This window comes from Actinocrinis sp. (assembly GCF_035946395.1).
In the GTDB taxonomy this organism is placed as follows: Bacteria; Actinomycetota; Actinomycetes; order Streptomycetales; family Catenulisporaceae; genus Actinocrinis.
The window spans coordinates 29416-52114 of the sequence record NZ_DASYZI010000252.1 but is presented as its reverse complement, the minus strand read 5'-3'; the positions used below and the strand labels follow the sequence as shown (position 1 = coordinate 52114).

At 66.8% G+C, this 22699-nt stretch carries 16 protein-coding genes; 8 read left to right on the top strand and 8 right to left on the bottom strand.

Translation table 11 applies throughout. From position 1 onward, the window contains the following. A partial coding sequence (locus VGS97_RS15600; protein WP_326854241.1) for a Gfo/Idh/MocA family oxidoreductase occupies nucleotides 1-212 on the bottom strand: 212 nt, incomplete at its 3' end. A 184-nt stretch (nucleotides 213-396) separates the two neighbouring features. On the opposite strand from VGS97_RS15600, the gene lipB reads away from it, so the two are divergent. The 4 genes from lipB (at nucleotide 397) to VGS97_RS15580 (ending at nucleotide 3533) form a co-directional block, all read left to right on the top strand. Further along, nucleotides 397-1125 (top strand): lipoyl(octanoyl) transferase LipB, encoded by a 729-nt coding sequence (lipB, locus tag VGS97_RS15595; RefSeq protein ID WP_326854240.1) that lies wholly within the window; start codon nucleotides 397-399, stop codon nucleotides 1123-1125. A gap of 39 nt (nucleotides 1126-1164) precedes the next feature. Beyond that, nucleotides 1165-2163: a lipoyl synthase gene (lipA, locus tag VGS97_RS15590; protein WP_326854239.1), complete on the top strand. Its 999-nt coding sequence runs from the start codon at nucleotides 1165-1167 to the stop codon at nucleotides 2161-2163. A gap of 123 nt (nucleotides 2164-2286) precedes the next feature. Then, on the top strand, nucleotides 2287-2550 hold the full coding sequence (locus tag VGS97_RS15585; RefSeq protein WP_326854238.1) for a hypothetical protein: 264 nt from the start codon (nucleotides 2287-2289) through the stop codon (nucleotides 2548-2550). Nucleotides 2551-2777: 227 nt separating this feature from the next. Next, nucleotides 2778-3533: a DUF4191 domain-containing protein gene (locus tag VGS97_RS15580; RefSeq protein ID WP_326854237.1), complete on the top strand. Its 756-nt coding sequence runs from the start codon at nucleotides 2778-2780 to the stop codon at nucleotides 3531-3533. Between the two features lie 217 nt (nucleotides 3534-3750). Here VGS97_RS15580 and VGS97_RS15575 read toward each other — a convergent pair whose 3' ends face one another. Further along, complete coding sequence (locus tag VGS97_RS15575) at nucleotides 3751-4281, bottom strand: RDD family protein (protein WP_326854236.1); 531 nt, start codon at nucleotides 4279-4281, stop codon at nucleotides 3751-3753. Nucleotides 4282-4743: 462 nt separating this feature from the next. Here VGS97_RS15575 and glnA point away from each other — a divergent pair, with 462 nt between their 5' ends. Further along, nucleotides 4744-6171, top strand: a complete 1428-nt coding sequence (gene glnA, locus VGS97_RS15570) for a type I glutamate--ammonia ligase (protein ID WP_326854235.1) — start codon at nucleotides 4744-4746, stop codon at nucleotides 6169-6171. 170 nt (nucleotides 6172-6341) lie between these two features. Here the strand turns inward: glnA and VGS97_RS15565 are convergent, their stop codons facing one another. Beyond that, nucleotides 6342-7358: a hypothetical protein gene (locus tag VGS97_RS15565; RefSeq protein ID WP_326854234.1), complete on the bottom strand. Its 1017-nt coding sequence runs from the start codon at nucleotides 7356-7358 to the stop codon at nucleotides 6342-6344. Between the two features lie 632 nt (nucleotides 7359-7990). Here VGS97_RS15565 and VGS97_RS15560 point away from each other — a divergent pair. Further along, entirely contained in the window at nucleotides 7991-9442 is a 1452-nt protein-coding gene (locus VGS97_RS15560; protein WP_326854233.1) for a hypothetical protein, read from the top strand. Between the two features lie 114 nt (nucleotides 9443-9556). Here the strand turns inward: VGS97_RS15560 and VGS97_RS15555 are convergent, their stop codons facing one another. Continuing rightward, a complete protein-coding gene (locus VGS97_RS15555) occupies nucleotides 9557-9850 on the bottom strand; it encodes a hypothetical protein (protein ID WP_326854232.1) in 294 nt (97 codons plus the stop codon). Continuing rightward, nucleotides 9808-12822 (bottom strand): hypothetical protein, encoded by a 3015-nt coding sequence (locus tag VGS97_RS15550; RefSeq protein WP_326854231.1) that lies wholly within the window; start codon nucleotides 12820-12822, stop codon nucleotides 9808-9810. Before VGS97_RS15550 ends, VGS97_RS15555 begins: the two co-directional genes overlap by 43 nt. Nucleotides 12823-13379: 557 nt before the next feature. Here VGS97_RS15550 and VGS97_RS15545 point away from each other — a divergent pair. Further along, nucleotides 13380-14834, top strand: coding sequence for an AAA family ATPase (locus tag VGS97_RS15545; RefSeq protein WP_414641726.1), 1455 nt, complete (start codon nucleotides 13380-13382; stop codon nucleotides 14832-14834). A gap of 84 nt (nucleotides 14835-14918) precedes the next feature. Here VGS97_RS15545 and VGS97_RS15540 read toward each other — a convergent pair whose 3' ends face one another. Next, nucleotides 14919-15569: a restriction endonuclease gene (locus tag VGS97_RS15540; RefSeq protein WP_326854229.1), complete on the bottom strand. Its 651-nt coding sequence runs from the start codon at nucleotides 15567-15569 to the stop codon at nucleotides 14919-14921. Nucleotides 15570-15578: 9 nt separating this feature from the next. Here VGS97_RS15540 and pglX point away from each other — a divergent pair, with 9 nt between their 5' ends. Beyond that, the gene (gene pglX / locus VGS97_RS15535) at nucleotides 15579-19076 is read left to right on the top strand and encodes a BREX-2 system adenine-specific DNA-methyltransferase PglX (protein ID WP_326854228.1); all 3498 of its coding nucleotides are present in this window, start codon (nucleotides 15579-15581) and stop codon (nucleotides 19074-19076) included. 89 nt (nucleotides 19077-19165) lie between these two features. On the opposite strand, the gene VGS97_RS15530 is transcribed toward pglX, so the two are convergent. Together VGS97_RS15530 and brxD are read right to left on the bottom strand one after the other, a co-directional pair. Further along, nucleotides 19166-21337, bottom strand: a complete 2172-nt coding sequence (locus VGS97_RS15530) for a DEAD/DEAH box helicase (RefSeq protein WP_326854227.1) — start codon at nucleotides 21335-21337, stop codon at nucleotides 19166-19168. Then, a complete protein-coding gene (gene brxD, locus VGS97_RS15525; RefSeq protein WP_326854226.1) occupies nucleotides 21334-22674 on the bottom strand; it encodes a BREX system ATP-binding protein BrxD in 1341 nt (446 codons plus the stop codon). The genes VGS97_RS15530 and brxD overlap by 4 nt, the downstream gene beginning before the upstream one ends. Nucleotides 22675-22699 lie beyond the last annotated feature (25 nt).

Sequence of the window (22699 nt, the reverse complement as noted above, 5' to 3'; positions counted from 1 at the left end):
TAGATCGCGTCGACGTCGGGATCGGCGGCCAGGGCGTCGTAACCAACGTGACGATGCGGTACGTCGTGCCGGTCGGCAAAGGCGTCCGCAGACGCCTGTGATCGTGAGCCGACCGCGACGAGTTCGGCGTCGGGCAGCAGCGCGAGATCGAGCGCGAAAGCGTCGGCGATCACACCTGTCCCGGCGATGCCCCAACGGATCCGTTCGGCCATGCTCGTCGGCTCCTCGCCCTCGCAGGTCACGCTGTGCGGTATCCGAACCGCTTCGTCCGCACACGCTACACGAGACAAGGTTGTGACCGAGGTCACCGGGGATTTCACCGCCATCGGGACCGCGGCGGGCCGCGTTGAATCGCGGGCGCTGCCCGCCGCGTGGGCGCGTCGTAGAGTCTTAACCGTGGGCGAACTGCGAATCATCCGGAGCGGCTTCGGCGCCGAGGCGGTCGACTACCAGACCGCTTGGGACGACCAGCGCGCGCGGCATGCCGCGCGGGTGGCCGACTTGGTGCCCGACACCGTCATCCTGCTTGAACATCCGCCGGTCTACACCGCGGGCAAGCGCACCGAGCCGATAGACCGGCCGTTCGACGGCACGCCCGTGATCGACGTGGACCGTGGCGGGAAGATCACCTGGCACGGACCGGGGCAGCTGGTCGGCTACCCGATCGTACGGCTGCCCGAGGGCGTGTACGTGGTCGACTTCGTCCGCCGGGTCGAGCAGGTGATCATCGAGGCCTGCGCGGATCTCGGGCTGCGCACCGAGCGGGTCAAGGGCCGCTCCGGCGTGTGGGTGCCCGGCGATGACCTGCGGCAGGAGCGGAAGCTGGCCGCGATCGGGCTGCGCTTCGCCCAGGGCGCCACTATGCACGGATTTGCGGTGAATTGCGACAATGATCTCGACTGGTTCCACCGGATCGTGCCGTGCGGAATCCGTGACGCGGGCGTTACAACGCTCAGCGAGGAGCTCGGCCGACAGGTGACCGTGCAGGAACTGCTGCCGATCATCGAACGGCATCTTTACCTGCTCACCGAGCCTAAGGGCGCCGCCACCGACAAGGTGCGCGCAGTCACTGTGGCAGACACCACCATCGTCAGCGCCACCAGCAGCTCCGCCGCCGCGGCGTAAACTTGTTCGTCCCGTACCGATGCGTGAGGAGATGCGGCCGTGACCACCGTCGATGACACGAAGTCCGTCACCGCCGAGCCGTCCGCCGAGCCGCTGACCTCTGCGCCGCCAGCCACGGCCGGCCCCGACGGACGCAAGCTGCTGCGCCTGGAAGTGCGCAACGCCGCGACCCCGATCGAGAAGAAGCCCGAGTGGATCAAGACCCGGGCGAAGATGGGCCCCGAGTACTCCGCGCTGCGCGACCTGGTCCGCAGCGAGGGGCTGCACACCGTCTGCCAGGAAGCCGGCTGCCCGAACATCTTCGAGTGCTGGGAGGACCGGGAGGCCACCTTCCTCATCGGCGGCGAACAGTGCACCCGCCGCTGCGACTTCTGCCAGATCGACACCGGCAAGCCGGCCGCGCTGGACCGGGACGAGCCGCGCCGGGTCGGCGAGTCGGTGGCCACCATGGGCCTGAGGTACGCGACCGTGACCGGCGTGGCCCGCGACGACCTGCCCGACGGCGGAGCGTGGCTTTACGCCGAGACGGTCCGTCAGATCCACGCGCAGGTACCCGGCTGCGGCGTCGAGCTGCTGATCCCCGACTTCAACGCGGTCCCCGAACTGCTCGCCGAGGTCTTCGGCTCCGGCCCCGAGGTCCTCGCGCACAACGTCGAGACCGTGCCGCGCATCTTCAAGCGGATCCGGCCGGCCTTCCGCTACGAGCGCTCGCTGGACGTCATCCGGCAGGCGCGCGCGGCCGGCCTGGTCACCAAGTCGAACCTGATCCTCGGCCTGGGCGAGGAACGGGACGAGATCTCCCAGGCGCTGCTCGACCTGCACGAGGCGGGCTGCGAACTGATCACCATCACGCAGTACCTCCGGCCCTCGGCGCGGCACCACCCGGTGCAGCGGTGGGTGAAGCCGGAGGAGTTCGTCGAACTCAAGCAGGAGGCCGAGCAGGCCGGCTTCAGCGGAGTGATGTCCGGACCGCTGGTGCGCTCGTCGTACCGGGCCGGACGGCTGTACCAGCAGGCGGTTGCCGCTCGAACGGCCTAAGTAATGGCTCCGGCGGCGTTTCACCGGGAATTGACCGGTGCGCAGTACCTTGGCAACACGAGACAGCAACCCTGGCGGTGCTGATCCGGATTCACAGGATTGGGGGCACAAACGAGCATGGCGGTGACGATCGACCGTGCCGCGGCGAGCCGAGCCGCAGCACGACGCGGAGCGGTCCGCACGGTGTTGAACACAGTCGAATGGGTGATCTTCCGCGGCGATGCGATGAGCGTCGCGCGGGCGAACGCCTGGGCGGCGGTCCAGGAGGACCGAGCGCGGGCCAGGGCAAGGGCTGAGGCCTCCACCGCGCTGGAGCTGGGTCCGGAGCCGCACCCGCACCCGCACCCGCACCCACGTTCCCACACACTCCCCCGCAAGCCGCACTGACGCCAAGGGAGCCCACCCCCTCATCGCCTCACCACACTCACGCTCCCTGACGGCTTCCCCAATGGCGTCCCGCCGCCCATCCCGCCAATCCCGGTCCGCCCGACGCCCTCACACCTGACGACCCGTCAGCCGCGCTGCCCTCCCCCTCATGCCAACCCATACCGAATCAATCACGTCAGTCCCACGCCGTGCGCTGACCAACCCCGCGTGGACATATCCTTTTGAGCATGGCGCGTAACCCATCCCCCGAGCCGACCGTCAACCCGGCGGCCCAGCCCGAACCGCCGACGGGCCGCTTCAAGCAGTTCGTGTACGCCTACAAGGTGACCAAAGAGAGCGACCCGCGGCTTCCGCTGGCGATCCTCGGCTTCGGCGGCCTCACGCTCGTGGCCGTGTTCGCGCTGTTCTACTTCTCGTTCGGCCAGAGCATCTTCGGCCTGGCCCTCGGGATCGTGCTCGGCCTCGCCTCCAGCATCGTGGTGGGCCTGTCCGTGCTCTCCCGGCGCGTGCAGAGCACCGCGTACCGGCAGATCGAGGGGCAGCCCGGCGCGGCCGCCGCGGTGATCGAGCAGAGCCTCAAGCGCGGCTGGTCGATGACCACCATGGTGCGGTTCAACAGGCAGCAGGACTTGGTGCACCGGCTGATCGGCCGGGCCGGGATCCTGCTGGTCGCCGAGGGCGACCCGGCCCGGCTGACCCAGTTGGTGAAGGAAGAGCGCAAGGCGATCGCCCGCAACCTCGGCCCGGACGTCGAGGTGAACGTCGTCGTGGTCGGCGACGACACGGAGGCCGGCCAGATCCCGCTGAGCAAGCTGACCCAGACGCTGACCAAGCGCAGCCTGCGCGGCCGCGCGAAGCTGACGCAGATGCAGATCAACGAGTACTCGAAGCGGCTGGCCGCGATCAGCAGCGGCCCGCTGGCGAACATGCCGAAGGGCCCGATGCCGCGTGGCGGCCGCATCCCCCGCGGAAACCCCCGCTAGCCCGCACCCGCCCCGCCAAAGTGCTCAAACCGCGCGCACCGATCAACCTTCACAACCCTCGCGACACCAAACCCACAATACGACCACGACGCACACCGACGGCCGGGAGAACCCCGGCCGTCGTCGTCCATCGCCATCCCGTCTCAACCCCCTACCGCCCCCACCACCTCCACCACTTCCTACTCCCTACTTCCCATCTCCCCACTTCCCCACTTCCCTACTTCCGCACCTCCACGGTCCCCGCCAGCCGGTCGTGCAGCCCCCTGCCGTCCTGGTCCCAGACCACCGCCGGAATCACCAGCAGCAGCAACACCGTGCGCACGATCACGTGCAATGGGGTCAGCGGCCCGCCGAGCCTGCCGACGCGCAGCCCGAACAGGCGCTTGCCGAGCGTGAAGCCCAGCAGCGACAGCATCAACAGGTGCTCGGCCGCGAAGATGGCGATCGTCCCCCACTGCCCCTGCGCCGAGGACGGCTGCCAGCCGAACGCCGCCGCCAGGAAGTAGGCGATCGCCCAGTCCACGATCAGCGCGCCGAGCCGGCGCCCCTGCGGCGCCAGCGAGCCGGACCCCGACTCGGGCAGACCGAGCCGCTGTCCGCGGTACTCCTGCTCTCCCTGTCCGGAACCGACCCCGGTCGTCCCAGGCCCTTCAAGCCACCCGCCGAGGGCCGAGCGCCGCGAGCCGGTGCCGGATCCCGCGCCGGATCCCGGCGCCGGAGATTGAGCAGGGGACTGAGAGGAGGTCATGCCTACCACGGTAGCCGTCGGAAACAATCCGCCCGCGCCGGGGTCCCAATCCGTAAGCCATCCACCCAAAGAACCCCTCATGACGTCACCCGCGGGCACAGCAGCTCGCCCCGTCCCCACAACGGCGCGTCGCACATCCGTGCCGTTCGCCGAATGTAGCGTTGTCCCCTGGCGCGTAACGTGCAGGAAACAAAAGGGACATGGACGGGAAATGGCCTCTTCCTATCGTTCCCAGCCAGAGCCTGTCGCGAAATCGTGCCTGCGAGACCCACCCCACCGCACCGTCCGCGGCCGTGTGTCCCGCCGGACCGGACGCGAGGCCCTTGGCGGGACAGCAGGTGAGCCGTGTGGGGGCTTGCGCGCACTCGCCGACCAACTACAAAGCCCCCGCTCAGTGCCCATCGCGTTCCCGAGAGGCCGGCGCTCCCGGTGAGGCCGGCCGATCAGGGTCGAGGAGGAATAGTGACATTCCAGAACGCCGACGAGGTACTCAAGTACCTCAGTGACGAAGGCGTCCAGTTCGTGGACGTCCGGTTCTGCGACCTGCCGGGCGTCATGCAGCACTTCACCGTGCCGGTGGAGTCGTTCACCGCGTCCGTGTTCTCCGACGGCCTGGCCTTCGACGGATCCTCGATCCGCGGCTTCCAGGCCATCCACGAGTCGGACATGCAGCTGCTCCCGGACCCGACCACGGCGCGGCTCGACCCGTTCAGCAAGTCCAAGACGCTCAACGTCAACTTCTTCATCCACGACCCGCTGACCGGCGAGGCCTACTCGCGCGACCCGCGCAACGTGGCGAAGAAGGCCGAGGCGTACCTCAAGAGCTCCGGCATCGCCGACACCGCCTACTTCGGCCCCGAGGCCGAGTTCTACATCTTCGACTCGGTGCGCTACGAGACGACGGTGAACTCCGGCTCGTACCACATCGACTCCGAGTCCGGGTACTGGAACACCGGGCGCGAGGAGGAGGGCGGCAACCTCGGCTACAAGGTCCGCTACAAGGGCGGCTACTTCCCGGTGCGGCCGTACGACCACTACGTCGACCTGCGCGACGACATGGTGCTCAACCTCCAGAGCCAGGGCCTGACCGTCGAGCGCGCGCACCACGAGGTCGGCACCGCCGGCCAGGCGGAGATCAACTACAAGTACAACACACTGCTGGCCGCCGCCGATGACCTGATGCTGTTCAAGTACATCATCAAGAACACCGCGTGGGCCGCCGGCAAGTCCGTGACCTTCATGCCGAAGCCGCTGTTCGGCGACAACGGCTCGGGCATGCACACGCACCAGAGCCTGTGGAAGGACGGCAACCCGCTCTTCTACGACGAGATCGGCTACGCCGGCCTGTCGGACGTCGCGCGCCACTACATCGGCGGCCTGCTGCGGCACGCCCCGAGCCTGCTGGCGTTCACCAACCCGACGCTCAACTCGTACCACCGCCTGGTCCCCGGCTTCGAGGCCCCGGTCAACCTGGTCTACTCGCAGCGCAACCGCTCCGCGGCGATCCGCATCCCGATCACGGGCGCCAACGCCAAGGCGAAGCGCATCGAGTTCCGCGCGCCGGACCCGTCCTCCAACCCGTACCTCGCCTTCTCGGCGATGCTGCTGGCCGGCCTGGACGGCATCAAGAACAAGATCGAGCCGATCTCCCCGGTCGACAAGGACCTCTACGAACTGCCCCCGGACGAGCACGCCGCAGTCCCCCAAGTCCCCGGCAGCCTCCCCGCCGTCCTCGACTCCCTAGAGGCCGACCACGACTACCTCACCGCAGGCGGCGTGTTCACCCCCGACCTGATCGAGACCTGGATCGCCTACAAGCGCTCCGCCGAGATCGACCCGATCCGCCTGCGCCCACACCCGTACGAGTTCGAGCTGTACTACGACATCTAGACACCCGCTCTGACCTGCGGAAATAGGATCTCAGGACAAGCAATCACCCCAGATCAGCACCTCGCTGACCTGGGGTGACTGCTTTCGTGGGCTACCCGCTCGCCTCTCATGTGGGGCGCGACCCCAGCTCGAACTCGCGCGCTCGGCAGCGGCGGCGTACGGAACCGGGCCTATCCTTCACCAAGAGCTGTGACGACGAATTCCGTGCCCTCAAGCGGCGATCCGATTTCCGCGGTCTTCACGATCCGCGGTAGGAGTTGCGGCTCGCGGTCGAGCCGGTGCAAGAAGCCTGCGAGGCTCTCAGCAGATGGCCGCTTCGGGAGTTCGCAACACAGCACGCTTTGGCTGGTCGCACTGCGGTAGTCGTCGTCCGGATCCTCTAACTGCTCGTTCGGGTCCGTGGGCACCCATCGGTCGACGTCGACGCTCCATGCCTTGAGACCGCTGTCGCCCGGTTGTGGCGCACCGATCGTCAGGAACAGCTTATACGGGCCGACCGGATCGTGACTGAGGGTAAGGTACCCTGCCTCGAAGTGCAGATAATCGACGTCTGAACACATCGCCTGTACCGCGGCGAGCACACGCAGATCCGCCACCGCCACAACACGTTCTTCGTCGCTCGCGTCGTCTTCGAAGTCGTCCAACTTCTCGCGGACTTCCGCACTGAGAACATCCATCCCGCCGTCGTAACGAACCATGGGCGCGTCGAACTCCCACAGCCTCTCGACACCCTCTGTCGGCGCGGGCTCCGTACCGTCCGATTCACCGACCGCGACGCGTAGAAGTTCGGCCTCTTTATCCACCTCAGCGTTGACCGCGATGCGGATCGGACCCGGCACAGATTGCAAGGCATTGTCGAGATCGGCGAGCGCGCGGTGGAGTTCGAAGCACACGTACTCGTACCACAAGCTATGCGTGCCGGTCAGAAGACCGCTGCGGGCATCGCGGTCCGTCAGCGCTTCAACGTGCCGCGACGGATAGGACCGCACCCTTTGACCGCGCGTGTCGGACACGGCCATCGGCAACTCAGCGAACGCCGAGACCCGGTTGAGCGCGTCGACCAGCGGCGCAACCTGATCGGACGAGCCGAGGCTCGTCACCGTCGATGACGTCACCCCGCCCGGCCCCTGGTACGTCGCCAGGATCTGAACCTTTCCCCGATTCGCATGCTGCGAATAAATCGTCATCAATGCACCTTCCATCCACCGACCCCATGAGGATGCCAGCGGTTCGCAAAAGTCTGGGAAACGGGTGGTGGCGAGGGCGCATTCCGACGCTCCATACCCAAGCTGATAGCGGTGGCTCAGGTATCGTCCCAAGCTCCGTGCTGTCGTCGACAGTAGCAGAGGCGCACGACAAACAAGGCGGCTCACACAGTCGGAGCCGAAACGTTCAACGCCTCCGGGCACGCCGACGTCCTGACGACGGCTAGATATTGCTCTGATCCGCGGAGACGCTGATGCACCCGAAGTTCGAACTCGCCTGGCCCGAGGCTGCGACCCGCAGGTTCACGGCACTGAAGACTCGGATCCGGCTCACCCCTTCGCCACGCGGGATGATCTTGAAATAAGCAACCAGCTACTGGTTGAAACGCCGGGCGTTCAGTGAGCGAGGCCCTGGTCTGGCTGAGCGCCTGCGCCCGACACCATTGGCCAGAAGCGCATCGGACGCATTACACCGTCAGCCTGCATCCTCGGGGACTCTGGGGAGGTGTCAACATGCCTCCGGCTCTGGACCATCGTGCGCGTGCGCTACTTCGGGGAGACGCTCGCTGAAGTATACTTCAGTGAAGCACGTCTCACTATGCAGAGGAGGCATCGTGTCCACCAAACCGGACCATATCTTCGACAGGGCGGACGAGTGGACCGGGCTCTGCTCATTCGCGGCCCGCGACCAGCCCAACGCGCTGCTTGGTGTGGTCAGCGGGCGTCGCAGGCAGGGCAAGAGCTTGCTGCTCGAAGCCTTCGCACAGCAGACAGGGGGCCTGTACTTCGGCGCGACCGAGGCGACTGAAGCCGACTCGCTCCGTCTGTTCTCCGATGCGCTGATCCGGCACACTCGTGAGCCCATCCCCCACCCGTTCCGGGACTGGAACGACGCCATCCCCCATCTGCTGCGGCAGTTCACACAACAGCCAATGCCCGTGGTCCTCGACGAGTTCCCGTTCCTGACCAAAGCGTCGCCCGAACTGCCCTCCATCATCCAGCGCGAACTGGGACCCGGCGGCACCGGACGCGGAAGCCTGGCGCGGCTACTGCTGTGCGGCAGCGCCATGTCCGTGATGGGCGGGATGCTCGACGGGAACGCCCCGCTGCGGGGCCGAGCCGGCCTCGAACTCGTGATCACGCCGTTCTCCTACCGGGACGCCGCCCAGTTCTGGGGTATCACTGATCCGAGGCTGGCACTCCTCGTGCACATGGTGGTCGGCGGAACGCCAGCGTATCGGGAGGAGTTCGTCGGTGGGGACGTCCCCGCCAACCTCGCGGACTTCGACGCATGGGTACTGCGTACCGTCCTGAACCGCCAGAGCCCGCTCTTCAGAGAGGCCCGATACCTGCTGGCCGAGGAGTCCGAGATCAGGGATCTGGCCGTCTACCACTCCACCCTCGCCGCGATCGCGTTGGGGAACACCACGAACGGCACGATCGCCAGCAGGGTGGGACGCAAGTCGGACCAGATCGTCCATCCCCTCAACGTGCTGGTGGACTGCGCGCTGGTGGCGAAGGAGGCCGATCTGTTCCGGCCCGGGCGCTTCCGCTACCGCATCACCGAGCCGCTCATCACCTTCTACGAGTCGGTCATGCGCGCCCGATGGACGGAATTGGAGCGCAACCGCGCCGCCGCCGTGTGGGAGGCCGTGCGCCCCACCTTTGTCAAACAGGTCGCCGGTCCGCACTTCGAGGCCGTCTGCCGCGACTTCGCAGCGCACGCCGAGCCTGACCTGTTCGGCGGCCTGCCCGGCGAGGTCGGATTCGGCGAGGTCAATGACCCCGACGGCCGCTCGCAACTCGAGGTCGACGTCGTCGTCCTCGCATCGCAGAACTCGCACGAGAAGCCCCGGATTCTGTCCCTGGGAGAATGCAAGTGGGGCGAGGTGATGGGGCACGGGCACGTGCGGAAGCTGGAACGGGCCCGAGAACTGCTCCAGCGCAAGGGCTTCGACACTCGCGACACCGCGCTCGCCTGCTACAGCGGGGTCGGCTTCACCGAAGAGCTGCGCGCCGAGACCCGCGGCGACCTTCGGCTGATCGGCCTCGAGCAGCTGTACTGACATCAGCGTCCGCACCCTCGCAAGGCTGTGGCGCGGGCTTGCTCGACCGCGGCACGACCGGTACGGCAGCCGTAGATCGGGATTCTCATCCGGTCACGGTCACGATGAGACGATCTACGGCTGCCGGGTCGGCTCAGGGGTGCTGCTGAAGTGCAGCTGCGAGAGCAGTGCGCCTTCGGCGCGGTAACCGTTGTAGTTCGGGTGCGCGCTTCCCTTCGAGATCGGCGGCCAGTTCAAGTCCATGCTGACCAGATTGATGTACGCGTTGCTGCCCGCGCACATGTCATGGCCAGCGAACGTCGGCCGGACGTCGACGAACGACACGTGGCCAACCTGGGCGTTCGTGCTCGTGACGGCGCTGCTGATCACGTTGTCGAGCTCGTCGCCGAGCCGGTTGAGCATCGCCATCTGGACTGGGCCAACCCGAGCGGGCCGGTTATGTCGAAGCCGTGGATGAACAGGTTGTAGAGGATCGACGCCAACCCGGCGCTGAACGTCATCGCGCAGTTGTCGGATCCGTTGTCCGGGAACAGGTGCGGGTATCCGAGGACGTCGACGGTGACGTAGTTCGATGCCTGCGCCGCCGCGATGTAGACGTCTTTGAGTTTGTTGGAGAGCCCGTCGATGAGTTGGCGCTCTTTTGCCTCGTACGTACCGATCGTCGAGTCATCGCAGTAGTTCTTGTGCAGGACGCAGTCTTGCAGCACGTCGGCGAAGCCCGCGTCGTCGCCGCCCACGGTCAGGGTGACGTAGTCGACCGGCTGGCGCCGGGTCGCCTCGGCGAGCATGGTGATTTGAAAGTCGGCGGGCAGGTAGTCGGCCCCGCGGCTGCCGAGTACGTGCGAGTCCCACGGCTCCATGCCGCTCTGTACGTGGCCGATGGTCGCACCGCCGTTGTCCGGCAGGTAGCTGAGCATGTTGTAGGTGCGGGCGCCGTCGCAGGCGATGATGTCCCAGCGCGCATCGCCCGGCGCATAGGCGGACATCGAGCCGTTGTCCAGGACGTCCGTGACGAAGCCGGCATAGTTGCTGTCCGAGCGGTGGCAGGTGTCGTTGTTGATGAAGGTGGCGGAGGCGTCCACTCCGACCCCGGCCGAGTACGAGTCGCCTAGCACAGCATAGTGCTTGATCCGCGCTGTCGCCGCAGGGACTACCGAGACGGGGAAGGATGGTCCCAGGATCTGGTTGTTCAGGTTGAAAGCCGTTACTCGATAGGTGTATTTCATTTCATCGGCGGTGGATGGGTCCTGCCATTGGAGCTGCGGCGCGTTGATCTGATCGAGCGTCGCGACCCGGGTCCAGGCGTTCTGCGAGCCGGCGATGCGTTCGATGGTGTAGCTCGTCGCGCTGGGGACGGTGTTCCAGGTCAGCACGACGGTGGCTGGGCTCGGGTTGCCGGCGATGACGCTGCTGATGCCCAGTTGCGCGAACGGGTAGACGTCGGTGGTCCAGCCGACCCCACCGAAGGAATCGTCCACGATGTTGAGGCTCAGGCTCAGCAGTACGTTGCCGTAGATGTAGTCGCGCCCGTCGGACAGATGCTGGAGGTAGTAGCCGGGCCCGTTGTGCTGCAAGTTCAGCCCGCACGTAAGGACACAGTCCTGATCCAGGTACTCGCCGCCGATCGGGGCGCCGTCGGCGACGCTGTAGTAGGTGGTCGTGACGTAGGCGTGACAGCGCGGACCACTGACCAGGAACGATCCGTACAGCCCGACAGTCGCACTTGTACCCGGGACGTTGTGATAGCCGCCCGAGATCGTGCACTGGCCGTTCTGCGCCCACCAGGTGCCTCCGCTGCCAGGTAGCAAACCGCCGTCGAGCGCGGTCAGCGGGTAGGCCTCGCTGACGTAGGGCGCCGTTGCGGCCGCCGCCGGCTTGACCGAGCCGGCCGATCGGGCTGCATGAGCCCCCGCGGTGGCTGCTGCTGTCTTGTTTGCCGCGGACGGCGTGATTCGGGCGGCGACCGTCGCCGCCGCGAGCCCATTGGCCGCCGTGCTGTGCTGCAACGATCCGCACGGTTCGGCGTCGCCGCCGGCAATCGGCGCGAAACCGAAGGCCTGGATCACGCTCTGCTGGCAGACCAGCGCGCCGGAGCCGCTGAAGGCCTCGTTGATGGGGCTGCTGTTCACGGCGGAGTGCGCCACGGCGTTGCAGACGTGATAGGTGAACGGTGCGCCGTATGCGGTGTTCAACATCATCGGCAGCGGACCCTGGTTGACGGCGGGGCCGGTCGGGTCGATGACGCCCAGTTGCGCCGCTCCGCGGTGGTCGAGGGCGGTTCCGAGAAGCTGGCCGACGTAGGCCGTGATCGAGTACGGCACGATGGAGTTGGCGTCTAGCACGACACCGTAGTTCTCCTGAACCGAGGCGCCGGCATACGTCGTCTGGATGCACGGGTACTTGCCGGCCGTGACGTCGGCGTCAGCGATGTGGACCTTGCTTTCGAAGGCGAGGCGAACGGACCCGGAGGCCGGAAGCAGCGGGGTCACGCTGGCCGTCTGGCACGTGTAGATCGACATCAGGTCGTGCAGCGAAATGTGCCTTGGCACGCTGCCGGTGGCCGTCACGGCGAAGGAGACGTCGTCGGGGTAGGCGTCGCTGTTCGCCGCGACCGGGGCTTGGCCCAGGTCGCTGATGGTCCCCAGGCGGGCCTGCGCGAGCTGCTGCGTCTGGCTGCCGCCGGCCTGGCTGAGGAAGCTCGCGGCCGAGAACGGCATGACCGAGTTGTTGTCGAGGATGCCGCCGTTGTTCTCGCCGTAGTACTGCCCGCTGGAATTGTGGTCGGAGACGCAGGGATAACGGCCGCTGACCACGTCGCTGTCCAAGATGCCGAGAGCGGCCAGCCACATCTGCCGCTGCTCGGACCCCTCGGCCGGAAGCAGACCCCTGAACCCCGTCATCTGCGGGTCGCACGTGTAGATCTGCTTGAGCTGCGCCGTGCTCATCGACGACGGCAGCTGCGAGGACGCGGAGACGGCGAACGTCAGGTTGTCCATCGCGAACGGCACATAGTCGACGGGAACGCCGTTCAGCGCCGGGCCGGTATACGGATGCGACATCCTGGCGAAGTCCACGCATCCGCTGCCGCTGACGCCGGACGCCATCAGAGCGGCGAAACCCTGATCGTCGTTCACCGGCCGGTCGATGACACAGGAGGAACCGCCGGGCGCAGTCGGTTTCGTCGCCACCGTCGCCGTCCCCGTGGCCCCGATCGAGCTGAGAGCCGACACCGAGTTGATCTGCACGGCCGCGGTGAGCGCCCCGGTCACCGCCTCGGTCGTCGGCGAACCGACCCCGACAGCCGCCGTGAACAGCGGGCTGGAGGTGGCGGCCCGGGCCTTGGGCAGGACACGGTCTGGCAGGCCGATGGACGACGTCACCGAGGCCACCATGAGCGCGGCTGTGGCGAGACTGAGTATGCGCCGCCGTGGAGGTCTCCCCGTGCATTCCCGAGAAGTATGCTATATAAGAACCCATCTATCGAAGTCCGGTAACGCGACGCTACAGACGGCGCAGTTCGGCCGCCACTGGAAAAGCCGCACCGGCACCGCCTAGGCGCGATATTCACCCAGAGTTCGTCTGGCGCGCGCCGGTGAACCGTGGCCTCAACGGCCGCGACCGTGATTACGCCGTCCTTCATCAGCTCGTCACCCGCCATCGGCTCAACGGCGACGAACCGGCCGCTGCGCTCGTCGTGACCGCCGATCACAGCGACGTCCGGCTCCGACCGCTGAGCGAAGCCGTCTGCGACTTGCCCGGCCGCCGCCGAGCGGCTTACTCAGCGTGGCGACGCCGCCAGGGGCTGGCAGCCAAGAGCCATCCCGAGGAATTCGCCGAGGGGTCGGTTGTCGAACCAACGCGACCAATCCATTATGAGCTAACCTATAATAGGTTCGTTAATCATAGCGGAGGTGCTCCTGTGGACAAGCCCGAGGGGATGTTCGACCGGGACTACGAGTGGGCCGAACTAACCCGGTTCGTGTCCCATCCCGGTACCGAACCGAGCTTGGGTGTGGTGTCCGGACGCCGCCGCCAAGGCAAGACATTCCTTCTCGACGCGGTATGCCAGGCCGCCGACGGCTTCTACTTCGCCGCGACGGAAGCGACCGAGGCCGAGTCACTGCATCAGTTCGGGACCGCGTTGGCACGCTACCTGAACGAGCCAGTACCGCGCCGCTTCAACGGATGGGACGAGGCCGTCGAGACGGTGATGCGCCTCGCTTCGAACGATCGGCCCGTCCCGGTCGCGTTGGACGAGTTTCCGTACTTGGCCAAAGCCTCCCCACACCTGCCCTCGCTCATCCAGCGCGCGCTGGACCCTTCGGGGCGGCGCGGCGGCACGCCGGTCCGGCTGCTTTTGTGCGGCTCGGCGCTGTCCTTCATGGGAAACCTGCTGGTCGGCAATGCCCCGCTGCGAGGCCGGGCGAGCTTGGAACTGGTGGTCCCGACACTCGATTTCCGCCTCGCCATGGATTTCTGGGGGATGGATGATCTGCGGCTGGCATTCCTGGTCAACGCCGTCGTCGGTGGCACGCCCGCCTACCGCCGCGAGTACACTCTCGGCGACGTGCCCGGGGGCTTGGCGGATTTCGGGCCGTGGGTCGTGCGCAACGTCCTCAACCCGGGACGCCCGCTCTTCCGCGAAGCCCGGTTTCTCCTGGCCGAGGAGCCGGACCTGCGCGACACGGCGCTCTATCACGGCGTGCTCTCCGCAATCGCCGAGGGCAACAACACCCGCGGCGGCATCGCCGGCTACCTGGCGCGCAAGTCGACCGACCTGAGCCATGCGCTCACCGTGCTGGAGGACGTCGGCATGGTCGTCCGCGACCAGGACGCCTTCCACGGCAAACGCTCGTCCTACCGCATCACCGAGCCGCTCCTGGCCTTCTACCACGCAATCATGCGCCCGGAGTGGACCGACCTGGAACGCCCCGGACACGCCGAACAGGTCTGGTCCCGCGCACAGGCGACATTCCGCAGCAAGGTCCTGGGCCCGCACTTCGAGCACCTGGCGCGCAACTGGACCCGCTGGCATGCCGCCCCCGAAACCCTCGGCGGACAGCGCAGCCGCGTACTGTCCGGGGTGCTGCCGGACCCGGAGAGCAAGACCAGCCACGAACTGGACGTCGTCGTGCTCGGTCACGGACCGGACGGACAGGAACGAGTGCTGGCCATCGGCGAGGCCAAGAGCAACGACACGCTGGGCCACGGTCACCTCGCCCGCCTTGAGCGGCTGCGCGACCTCCTCATCCGACGCGACGCGCGGGCCGACAAGAGCGTCAAACTACTGCTGCTCACGGGCAGCGACTTCACACCCGACCTCAAGGAGACGGCCCAAGTCCGGAGCGATCTGGAACTCATCGACCTGGAGCGTCTATACCGGGGGTCGTGACGCATCCTGTCGTCCCAGCTTCCACGCTGGAGACCCGTCCCCACGCCGAGCGGAAGCCCGACGTGGGGACGGATGAGCCCCGCCTCATCCGTCGGCACCGAAGGTGCCGCTTGCGGCCAGCTGAAAGTACTTCTCGTGCAGAAGCTCCACGAACTCGCCTGCGGTCGAGATCGCCATCAGCTCGCGCGTGGTGACGAGGAGTATGCGCGTACCGAGCGCGGCCGCGATCGCCGCAGTGTGATGAGCTGCGCTCCGGCGATCGCGGGCACCGGTGGCTCCCGCCGCAACGATCAAGATGCCCAGCTTGAGGTCGCGGTGTTTGACCTTGAAGGCGAAGTCCCTGACATCGGGAACCGGAACCGGGTGCACCGAACTCTTGCACTCGACGAGGATGATCTCCGGTAGGTAGAACAGCCCGTCCTCCCGCTTCCGGTTGCCTACGAGCAGATCGATCTCAGCCGATTGCCAGGGGTCGATCGTCCTGCGCCCGCGGACCTCGCAACCGGGCACGGCTGAGAAGGCGTACGCCGCCGCATTCTCCAGCGCACGTCCGCGCTCCCCGGCGGTCAGTGCGCGGTCTGCGGCACGCCGCAACTCGCTGTGCACCAAGCCGTACGGCGCCTGGTCGGGCAATGCACCTTGCATGGAAAAGTCCCGCCCCACTGGTCGACTGAGTACGCTCTCTGCGTCCTTCAACACGGTAGCAGTATTTTTTTCGACTTTGCTACGTCCCACTTGACATAGATGACCAGGCTTGGCGAAGCTGGCATCAACACGGTAAGATATATAGTCGTGACCGGAGGTCGCGTGATCAACCAAGGACGTCTGCTAGCAGACCTGAAGAGTCAGGTGAATCTGCTTGAGGCGGATCTGCGCGTGCGGCTCAGGCGTGACCTTCCAGAGGTGCGTGCGCGATTGGCGGAGGAACATGCGATGGTCCGCCGCCTCGGGCAATCATCCGCGACGTTAGATGCGTGGCTGAACGAGAAGACGACGCAGACAGCCGTCGCCTGGGTGCTCGCTATCGTCTTCGTGCGTTTCTGCGAGGACAACGGCCTGTTGTCTGAACCGCGTTCCGCGCCCCACGACCATGCAGGCTCTCGGCACTCGGGCGACTGGACGCTGACGGCGTTTGAGAAGCTCGACCAAGGCGGCATTGCCAGGCTGTTGTTCGAGCCTGACCGTGATCTGGCGCTCCAGATCCCGATCTCAGATGACGCCGCAGGCGGTCTAGCGGCGTTCTGGGGCAGGTCGAACGAGGACGGCAGCCCCGTTCACGACTTCACGGATCCGGAGTGGGACACGCGCTTCCTCGTCGATCTGTATCAGAACCTTTCCGATTCACAGAGCATGAGCTACGGGCTCCTGCCGACCCCGGGCTTCGTCGTGCAGTTCATCCTGGATCGAACGCTCACGCCGGCTATACGCGACTTCGGATGTGACACCGTGCAGATGATCGACCCGGCGTGCGGGTCCGGAGGATTCGTAATCGAGTCCTTTCACCGGATCTTGGCACAGCGGGGTCGTGACTTCCCCACAGCGGACCGCGTGGAACGAGTCCGGCGTGCCGCCGACGCGGTGCACGGGACGGACATCAACCCGTCCGCGGTCGTGATCACGCGTTTTCGGCTCGTCGTGGCGGCCATGAAGGCGGCCGGCCTCACCACACTCACCGAGCTCGACGCACTAGACGTGCCGGTACACATCGCCGTCGGCGATGCACTGCTCAAGGCGGAGTCCTCGGACTCAATTCTGACCGAGGGGCGTTACCACGTCGTCGTCGGCAATCCCCCCTTCCTGACTGTGAGGGACAAAGCCCGCGACAGCCTTTACCGCAGACTGTACGGGGCTTGCACGGGCAAGTACTCCCTCAGCGTCCCCTTCGCTGAGCGTTTTTTCCAGCTCGCGAAGCCTCATCTCGACGACGATTCTCCAAGCGGGTATGTCGGGCAACTTATGCCGAACTCGATTGCTAAGCGCGGATTCGGAGCGACGCTGATCGAGGACTTCTTCGCCCAGAGCGTGGAATTATCCGAGATCATCGACTCGTCCGGAGCGTACATACCAGGCCACGGCATGCCGACCATGATCGTCGTGGGGAGGCGCAGGCAACCGCGCTCGACAGTACCGGTGCGCCTCGTCGTGGGTCTGCGCGGAGAACCGACGATGCCCGAATCGCCGTCTCGAGGGCTGGTCTGGCGGGCGATTGTGACCCAAGTGGACCGTGTGGGAAGTACGGGCGACTGGGTCGCCGTCGAAGACGTGCCGCGTGAGGAGTTCGCGAAGTCTCCGTGGGTGCTCTCCGATCGGGACAGTCGACGGCTGCTGGACCGCCTCGCGTCCGGGACTGCGCTTTCCGAACAGGTCGAGAGGATCGGCTACATCGGCGTCACCGGTGCCGACGATGTCTTCGTCGCCGATCCCCGGGCGCTGCGTCGCGCCAGGGTGGAGCATTCGGCCGTAGTAAGGATCCTGACCGGGTCGGCGGTGCGGGATTGGGGCGTGGATCATACCCGGGAGGCTTTCCTGCCCTACAACGGCGCAAGCCTCCTCGATCTCTCCCGGCTACCGGTTCAAGCCAAGCGGCTGTGGCCTTACCGGACAACTCTCGCCGCACGACAAATCCCTGGAACCTCCACCGGGTCCGGCCGCGCCTGGTACTCGTGGACGCAACATTTCCCGGTCTCCCCAGGCAAAGCGGCCGTGGCCTACGCGTGGGTGGCTACACATCCGCACTTCGCGCTGCTCGATCCGGATCTCGTCCCTCTCCAGTCGGCGCCAGTCATCGTGTTCCCCGAAGGGACAGATCAAGCACGCATCTTTGACGTCCTCGGCGTGCTGAACAGTTCGTGTGCCGCGTTCTGGCTTAGGTCGACCGGGATGACCAAGGGTGGGGGCAGCGACGTCCAATTCGCGGACGAGGTATGGACCACAGCCTTGGAGATCGCGGGGACACGGTTACTCGAATTCCCGCTGCCGGCCGACTGCCGCATCCCGCTCTCGAGGGAAATGGACGAACTCGCCCGGCAGTTCGCCTCGGCCCATCCATCGGCAGTTGTCGAGGATGCACGCCCTTCGGAACGGCTGCTGGAGATGGCGCGAGCCTACCGAGAGGGAGCGCGAGCGCGAATGATCGCGCTCCAGGAGGAGATCGACTGGCACGTGTACAGGCTCTACGGGATCCTCTCCGAGGATCTGAGCGCGCCGGAAGGGACAGTACCCGGTGTAAACCTCGGCGAGCGGGCCTTTGAGATCGTGCTCGCCCGCAAGATCGCAGCCGGTGAATCGTCCAGTTCGTGGTTCGTCCGGCACGGCTCGAGACCCATCACCGAGGTTCCGGCGCATTGGCCGGAGGCGTACCGGCGAGTCGTCCAACACCGTATCGACGCGATCGAGAGCTCGCGCGCCGTCAATGAGCTCGAACAGCCGGCGTACAAGCGCCGCTGGCATATGGGCGGCTGGGATGCGCTTGAAGCCAAGGCCTTAAGATCCTGGCTGCTCGAGCGCATGGAAGATCAAGACCTGTGGTTCGAGCGCGATGAACCGCGACTACGCACGCTTTCACAGCTCATTGAATACTTGAGTCACAACTCCGACTTCGTCGCCGTCGCCGCTCTTTACGCCCCACATGCGGAACTCGCTGAGGTCGTCTCCGACCTCCTCGAGGAGGAACACGTCCCGCACGTGTCCGCACTACGCTACAAGGCGTCCGGACTGAGCAAGCACACAGTCTGGGAGGGCGTCTGGGAGCAGCAGCGCGCTGAGATCGGCGCTGGCGATGCCCCGACGAGGCGCGATCCGCGCGATGCCATTGCGGTGCCTCCGACTTACACCTCGGCCGACTTCGCAAAGCAGTCCTACTGGAGCCTGCGCGGGAAGTTCGACATGCCCAACGAGCGATTCATTTCCTACGGCACCGCGCTCGGCCCGCCCCCGGAAGTCTACGGCTGGGCCGGTTGGGACCACTGGCAACAGGCCCACGCCCTGACCGCGTACATCTCCCGAGGGCCGGTCGAGCGTGACGAGATCGTCCCGATGCTCGCCGGAGCGCTCGAGCTTCAACCATGGCTCGACCAATGGCACGGCGAGTTCGACCCCGTATCAGGCGCGAAACCGGCGGACCTTGTCCGCGGCTTCGTCGACGACATGAAGGCCGCGTACGGTCTGACCGACGAAGAGCTACGCGGCTGGCGTCCGCCACCGCCGCGCAGAGGACGACCACCGAAGAAGTCGGCGAAATAAGCGTCTGGATGGAAGTGCGTGACCTGAACGCTTCGGCGCCTACGCCGGTACGCGACGGGTGTCGGTGGTTGCCTGCTCGACGTTGCAGATCAGTGGTCGCTTTCCCAGCGTACTGGCTCGGCTAGGACCGCAGACGCACCCGCAGTGTCCGCCAGGCGGGCGGACAGGACCATGCGAGCGAGGTCGTCCGGCAGGGCGGCGGAGAACTTCAGGCCGCGGATCGCGCGGTCGTCGGGCGTCGGCAGTTTCGGCAGGGAGGCGCGCGCAGCGACCAATGCCTCGTGCCAGGCGGCTGGGGACAGATCGTCGGCGAGTTGGAGAGATTGATCCGTAGGCGTCGAATCGACACTGAGCACCTCCGGGGCGACGTCTCGCATGATCGCGGAAAGCGTCAGGTTGACGCGGAAGCCACCCCAGGTCCACCATCGCGGCCCGTCGTCCGTTCGCGCCACGACCGTGCCTCCGGGAAAGACATGGCCTGCACGGTCCGCACGGATATCGATCAACGCTGCGACAGCCCGGCGGGTGAGCTTGACCGGCGGGTTGTCCGCCACGACGACATCACGCATCGCACGAGTCAGCGACATAGACAAACCCGCTGCCAAACCGCCGGAAGCCCATTTGGCGCGGCCGCCGGCTTCGACGGCCTCGACGTAGCAGCGGCGCTGGGCGAAGTCGATGTGGGTGACCTGCCAGCTGCGGCCGGCCAGCAGCAGCCGTCGCGGCTGGTCGGTCTGCTCGGTGAGCAGCGCAGGGTCGACTTGGCCGAGCTCCGTGCGGCCGGCGAAGACGGTGAACTGTGGCGGGGCGGTGAACGACGCGGTCAGCTCCATGAAATGGCGGCGGCCGAAGTGCTTCTCCGCCTCAGCGCCGATGAACAGCCGGCCGCCGTCGGCATCGACGAAGCCGGCCCGCCTGAGGTAGTCGAGAATCGGCTGCGCGCTCACGTCGAAGGGTGGCAGGCCGTTCCACTCCAGCTGCCACAGCCGGTCGCCGACCGTACCGTGTTGCAGGCAGCAGGCCAGCAATTGCTGCGCGACCAGGTGCAACGGCGCGGGCGGCGGGACGACGGGCTCGACCCAACCCTGGCCCCAGAGCAGTAGCAGCCCGGCCGCACGCAGCAGAGCATCGTCGGTGGTGGCCAGGAAAAGACAGTTGCGGACGGCACCCGGACGTCGGCCCGTCCGACCGAGCCGCTGCAAAAACGACGCGACCGTGCCAGGCGCGTCAATCTGGATGACGCGGTCGAGGTCGCCCACGTCAATACCCAGTTCGAGCGTGGACGTGGCCACGATGACGCAGTCCCGGGCGTCGGCGAACGCCGCCTCGCTGCGCCGTCGCTCGTCGGCGGAGAGCGAGGCGTGGGAAAGGAAAGTCGTCACCTCACGAGCGCGCAGCGCCTCGCCGAGTTGCTCGACCTGACGGCGCGAATCACAGAACACCAGCCGCTTCTCGCCCTTGTGCAGGCTGCTGATGACGAGCGCCGCGTTCTCGACGGAGCCGACGTAATCGAGTTCGATGTCGCCGGGTGGCGCACCTGCCGAACCGCGGAAGCCGGGGCTCGCGGCGGGACCGGGCAAGTCCGGGGCGATGACCGAGCCCGGCCTGATTCCCGCTCCGGAGCCCTGCAACCAGTGCAGCAGTTCGTTCGGATTGCCGACCGTCGCCGACAGGCCGATGCGCTGGATCGGCCGGCCGACGATCCGCGACAGCCTCTCCAGCAGGGCAAGCAGATGCCAGCCGCGATCGTCGCCGGCGAAAGCGTGTACCTCGTCGACGACGACCGCGTATACGTTCCCGAACAACGCTCGGTGGTCGACATTGACCGACACCAGCATCGCTTCGAGCGACTCCGGCGTGGTCAGCAGTACGTCAGGGGCCTCGCGCAGCATCGCGCGGCGGGCTCCGGCTCCGATATCGCCGTGCCAGAGCGCGGCACGGCGGCCGATCCATCCCGCATATGTACCGATGCGGGCTTCGAGGTTGTTAAGCAGCGCCTTGATCGGGCAAAGGTAGAGGATGCTCGCGCCACGCCGCTGCCCGGTCTCCATCGCCGACAGCAGCGGGAAGCACGCCGCCTCCGTCTTCCCACCCGCGGTCGGCGCGAGCAGTACCGCGTCTCGGCCGGCTAAGAGCGGTTCGATCGCAGCTTCCTGGAGCGGACGCAAAGCGCGCCACCCCAGCGTGTTGACGATGTGGTGGGCGATGACCGGGTTCAGCGCGGCGAAAGCATCACCGGCCGCGGCCGGCTCGCCGGTCACGGCAGGTCCAGCGCGATTTCATCCGCGGACGACGCGGGGACGGCCGCGTTGCGCTCGACGTCGGTCAGCTCCGTTGCCGCGACGGTCAGCCGGTAATGCGCACGCGGGTCGAAGTTCTCGAACTCGTCGACGCGGTCGAGCACGTCGCCGACGAGTTTGCGCAGGAACAGCCGCGGCGCGATGCCGACCTGGCCGCCGAGCCCACCCGTGACCGCCGCTGCAAGCGTGTCGATGTACCGGTCATCGACATGCGCTGCGATTCGCTGAGGGTTGCGGGCGCCTTGCGTGTAGAGGTCGCGGACTCGCCGCCCGAGTTCCCCGAGACGTTCGAGGTCGAACCCGGCCAGCCGCAGCTGCACCGCACGTGGGGAGTCGAACCGTGGCTCCGTGGTGAAGTCGGTGGCCAGCCGCTGCGCCAGCGGGGGCAGCCGCTGCGCTCCCTGCTGCCCGTCGAAGAAGGCAGGCGTTCCGGTGATCACCAGGAACAGGCCGGGGAAGCGGCCCGCGTCGATCTCGTCGAGCAGCTGGCGCAGGGCATTGAGTCCTTTCTCGCGGACATCGGTGCGTACGCGCTGAAGTGTCTCGATTTCGTCGAGCACCACCAGCAGACCGGGATGTCCGCATTCGCGCAGCACGATGAGGAGCCCGCGCAGGAAACCGAGGGCGGCAGTGTGGTCGATCTCGCCGCGCAAGCCGGCGGCGCGTTTCGCGCCGGCCGCCACGGAGGGCTGACCGCCGACCCACGCGATCAACGCCTCCGAAGTCGCGGAGTTCCCGGTGAGCCGTGCGGCCCGGTAGCCGCGAAGTGCGGCGGCGAACGCCGGGGCGGCGAGTGAGACCTCGGCCAACCGCTGTTCCAGCAGGCCGTCCACCGCCGCCGAGAGCAGCGTCGGATCTCCGGATACCTCGGGGTCCGCTGCGGCGTCTTCTTCCAGCGTGTAGAACCAGGCATCGATAATCGATCGCAGCGCGCTGGGCTGATGCGTGGCCGTGGCAAGGTGCTCGGTGAGCCGCCGGTAGACGGTTTCCAGGCGGTGCAGCGGCGTCTCGGTCTCCGAGATCTGGATCTCGGCCGTGGCCAGGCCGACCTTCTTCGCCCGCTCGGCGAGCCAGCGGGCGAAGAAGGTTTTGCCACTGCCGTACTCACCGCGGATCGCATGGAAGGCCGCGCCGCCCCGCGCAACCGAGGCGAGCTCGTCATCGAGTGCTGATGCGAACCGGTCGAGCCCGACGGCGAAAAGGTCGAGCCCGGTCTCCGGCACGGTTCCACGACGCAGCGCATCGACGACCTGCCGCCTGCGCGCCGAGCTGACTGGCGCAGCCGGCCTTGTCGTCACCGTGCCTCCCGGGAACTTCGATCGG

Coding starts and splice junctions, on each gene's coding strand:
- pglX (WP_326854228.1), top strand. CDS start 15,579: ATGACCAGGCTTGGCGAAGCTGGCATCAACACGGTAAGATATATAGTC.
- VGS97_RS15580 (WP_326854237.1), top strand. CDS start 2,778: ATGGCGCGTAACCCATCCCCCGAGCCGACCGTCAACCCGGCGGCCCAG.
- VGS97_RS15545 (WP_414641726.1), top strand. CDS start 13,380: ATGTTCGACCGGGACTACGAGTGGGCCGAACTAACCCGGTTCGTGTCC.
- VGS97_RS15575 (WP_326854236.1), bottom strand. CDS start 4,281: ATGACCTCCTCTCAGTCCCCTGCTCAATCTCCGGCGCCGGGATCCGGC.
- VGS97_RS15565 (WP_326854234.1), bottom strand. CDS start 7,358: ATGACGATTTATTCGCAGCATGCGAATCGGGGAAAGGTTCAGATCCTG.
- VGS97_RS15555 (WP_326854232.1), bottom strand. CDS start 9,850: ATGGCGATGCTCAACCGGCTCGGCGACGAGCTCGACAACGTGATCAGC.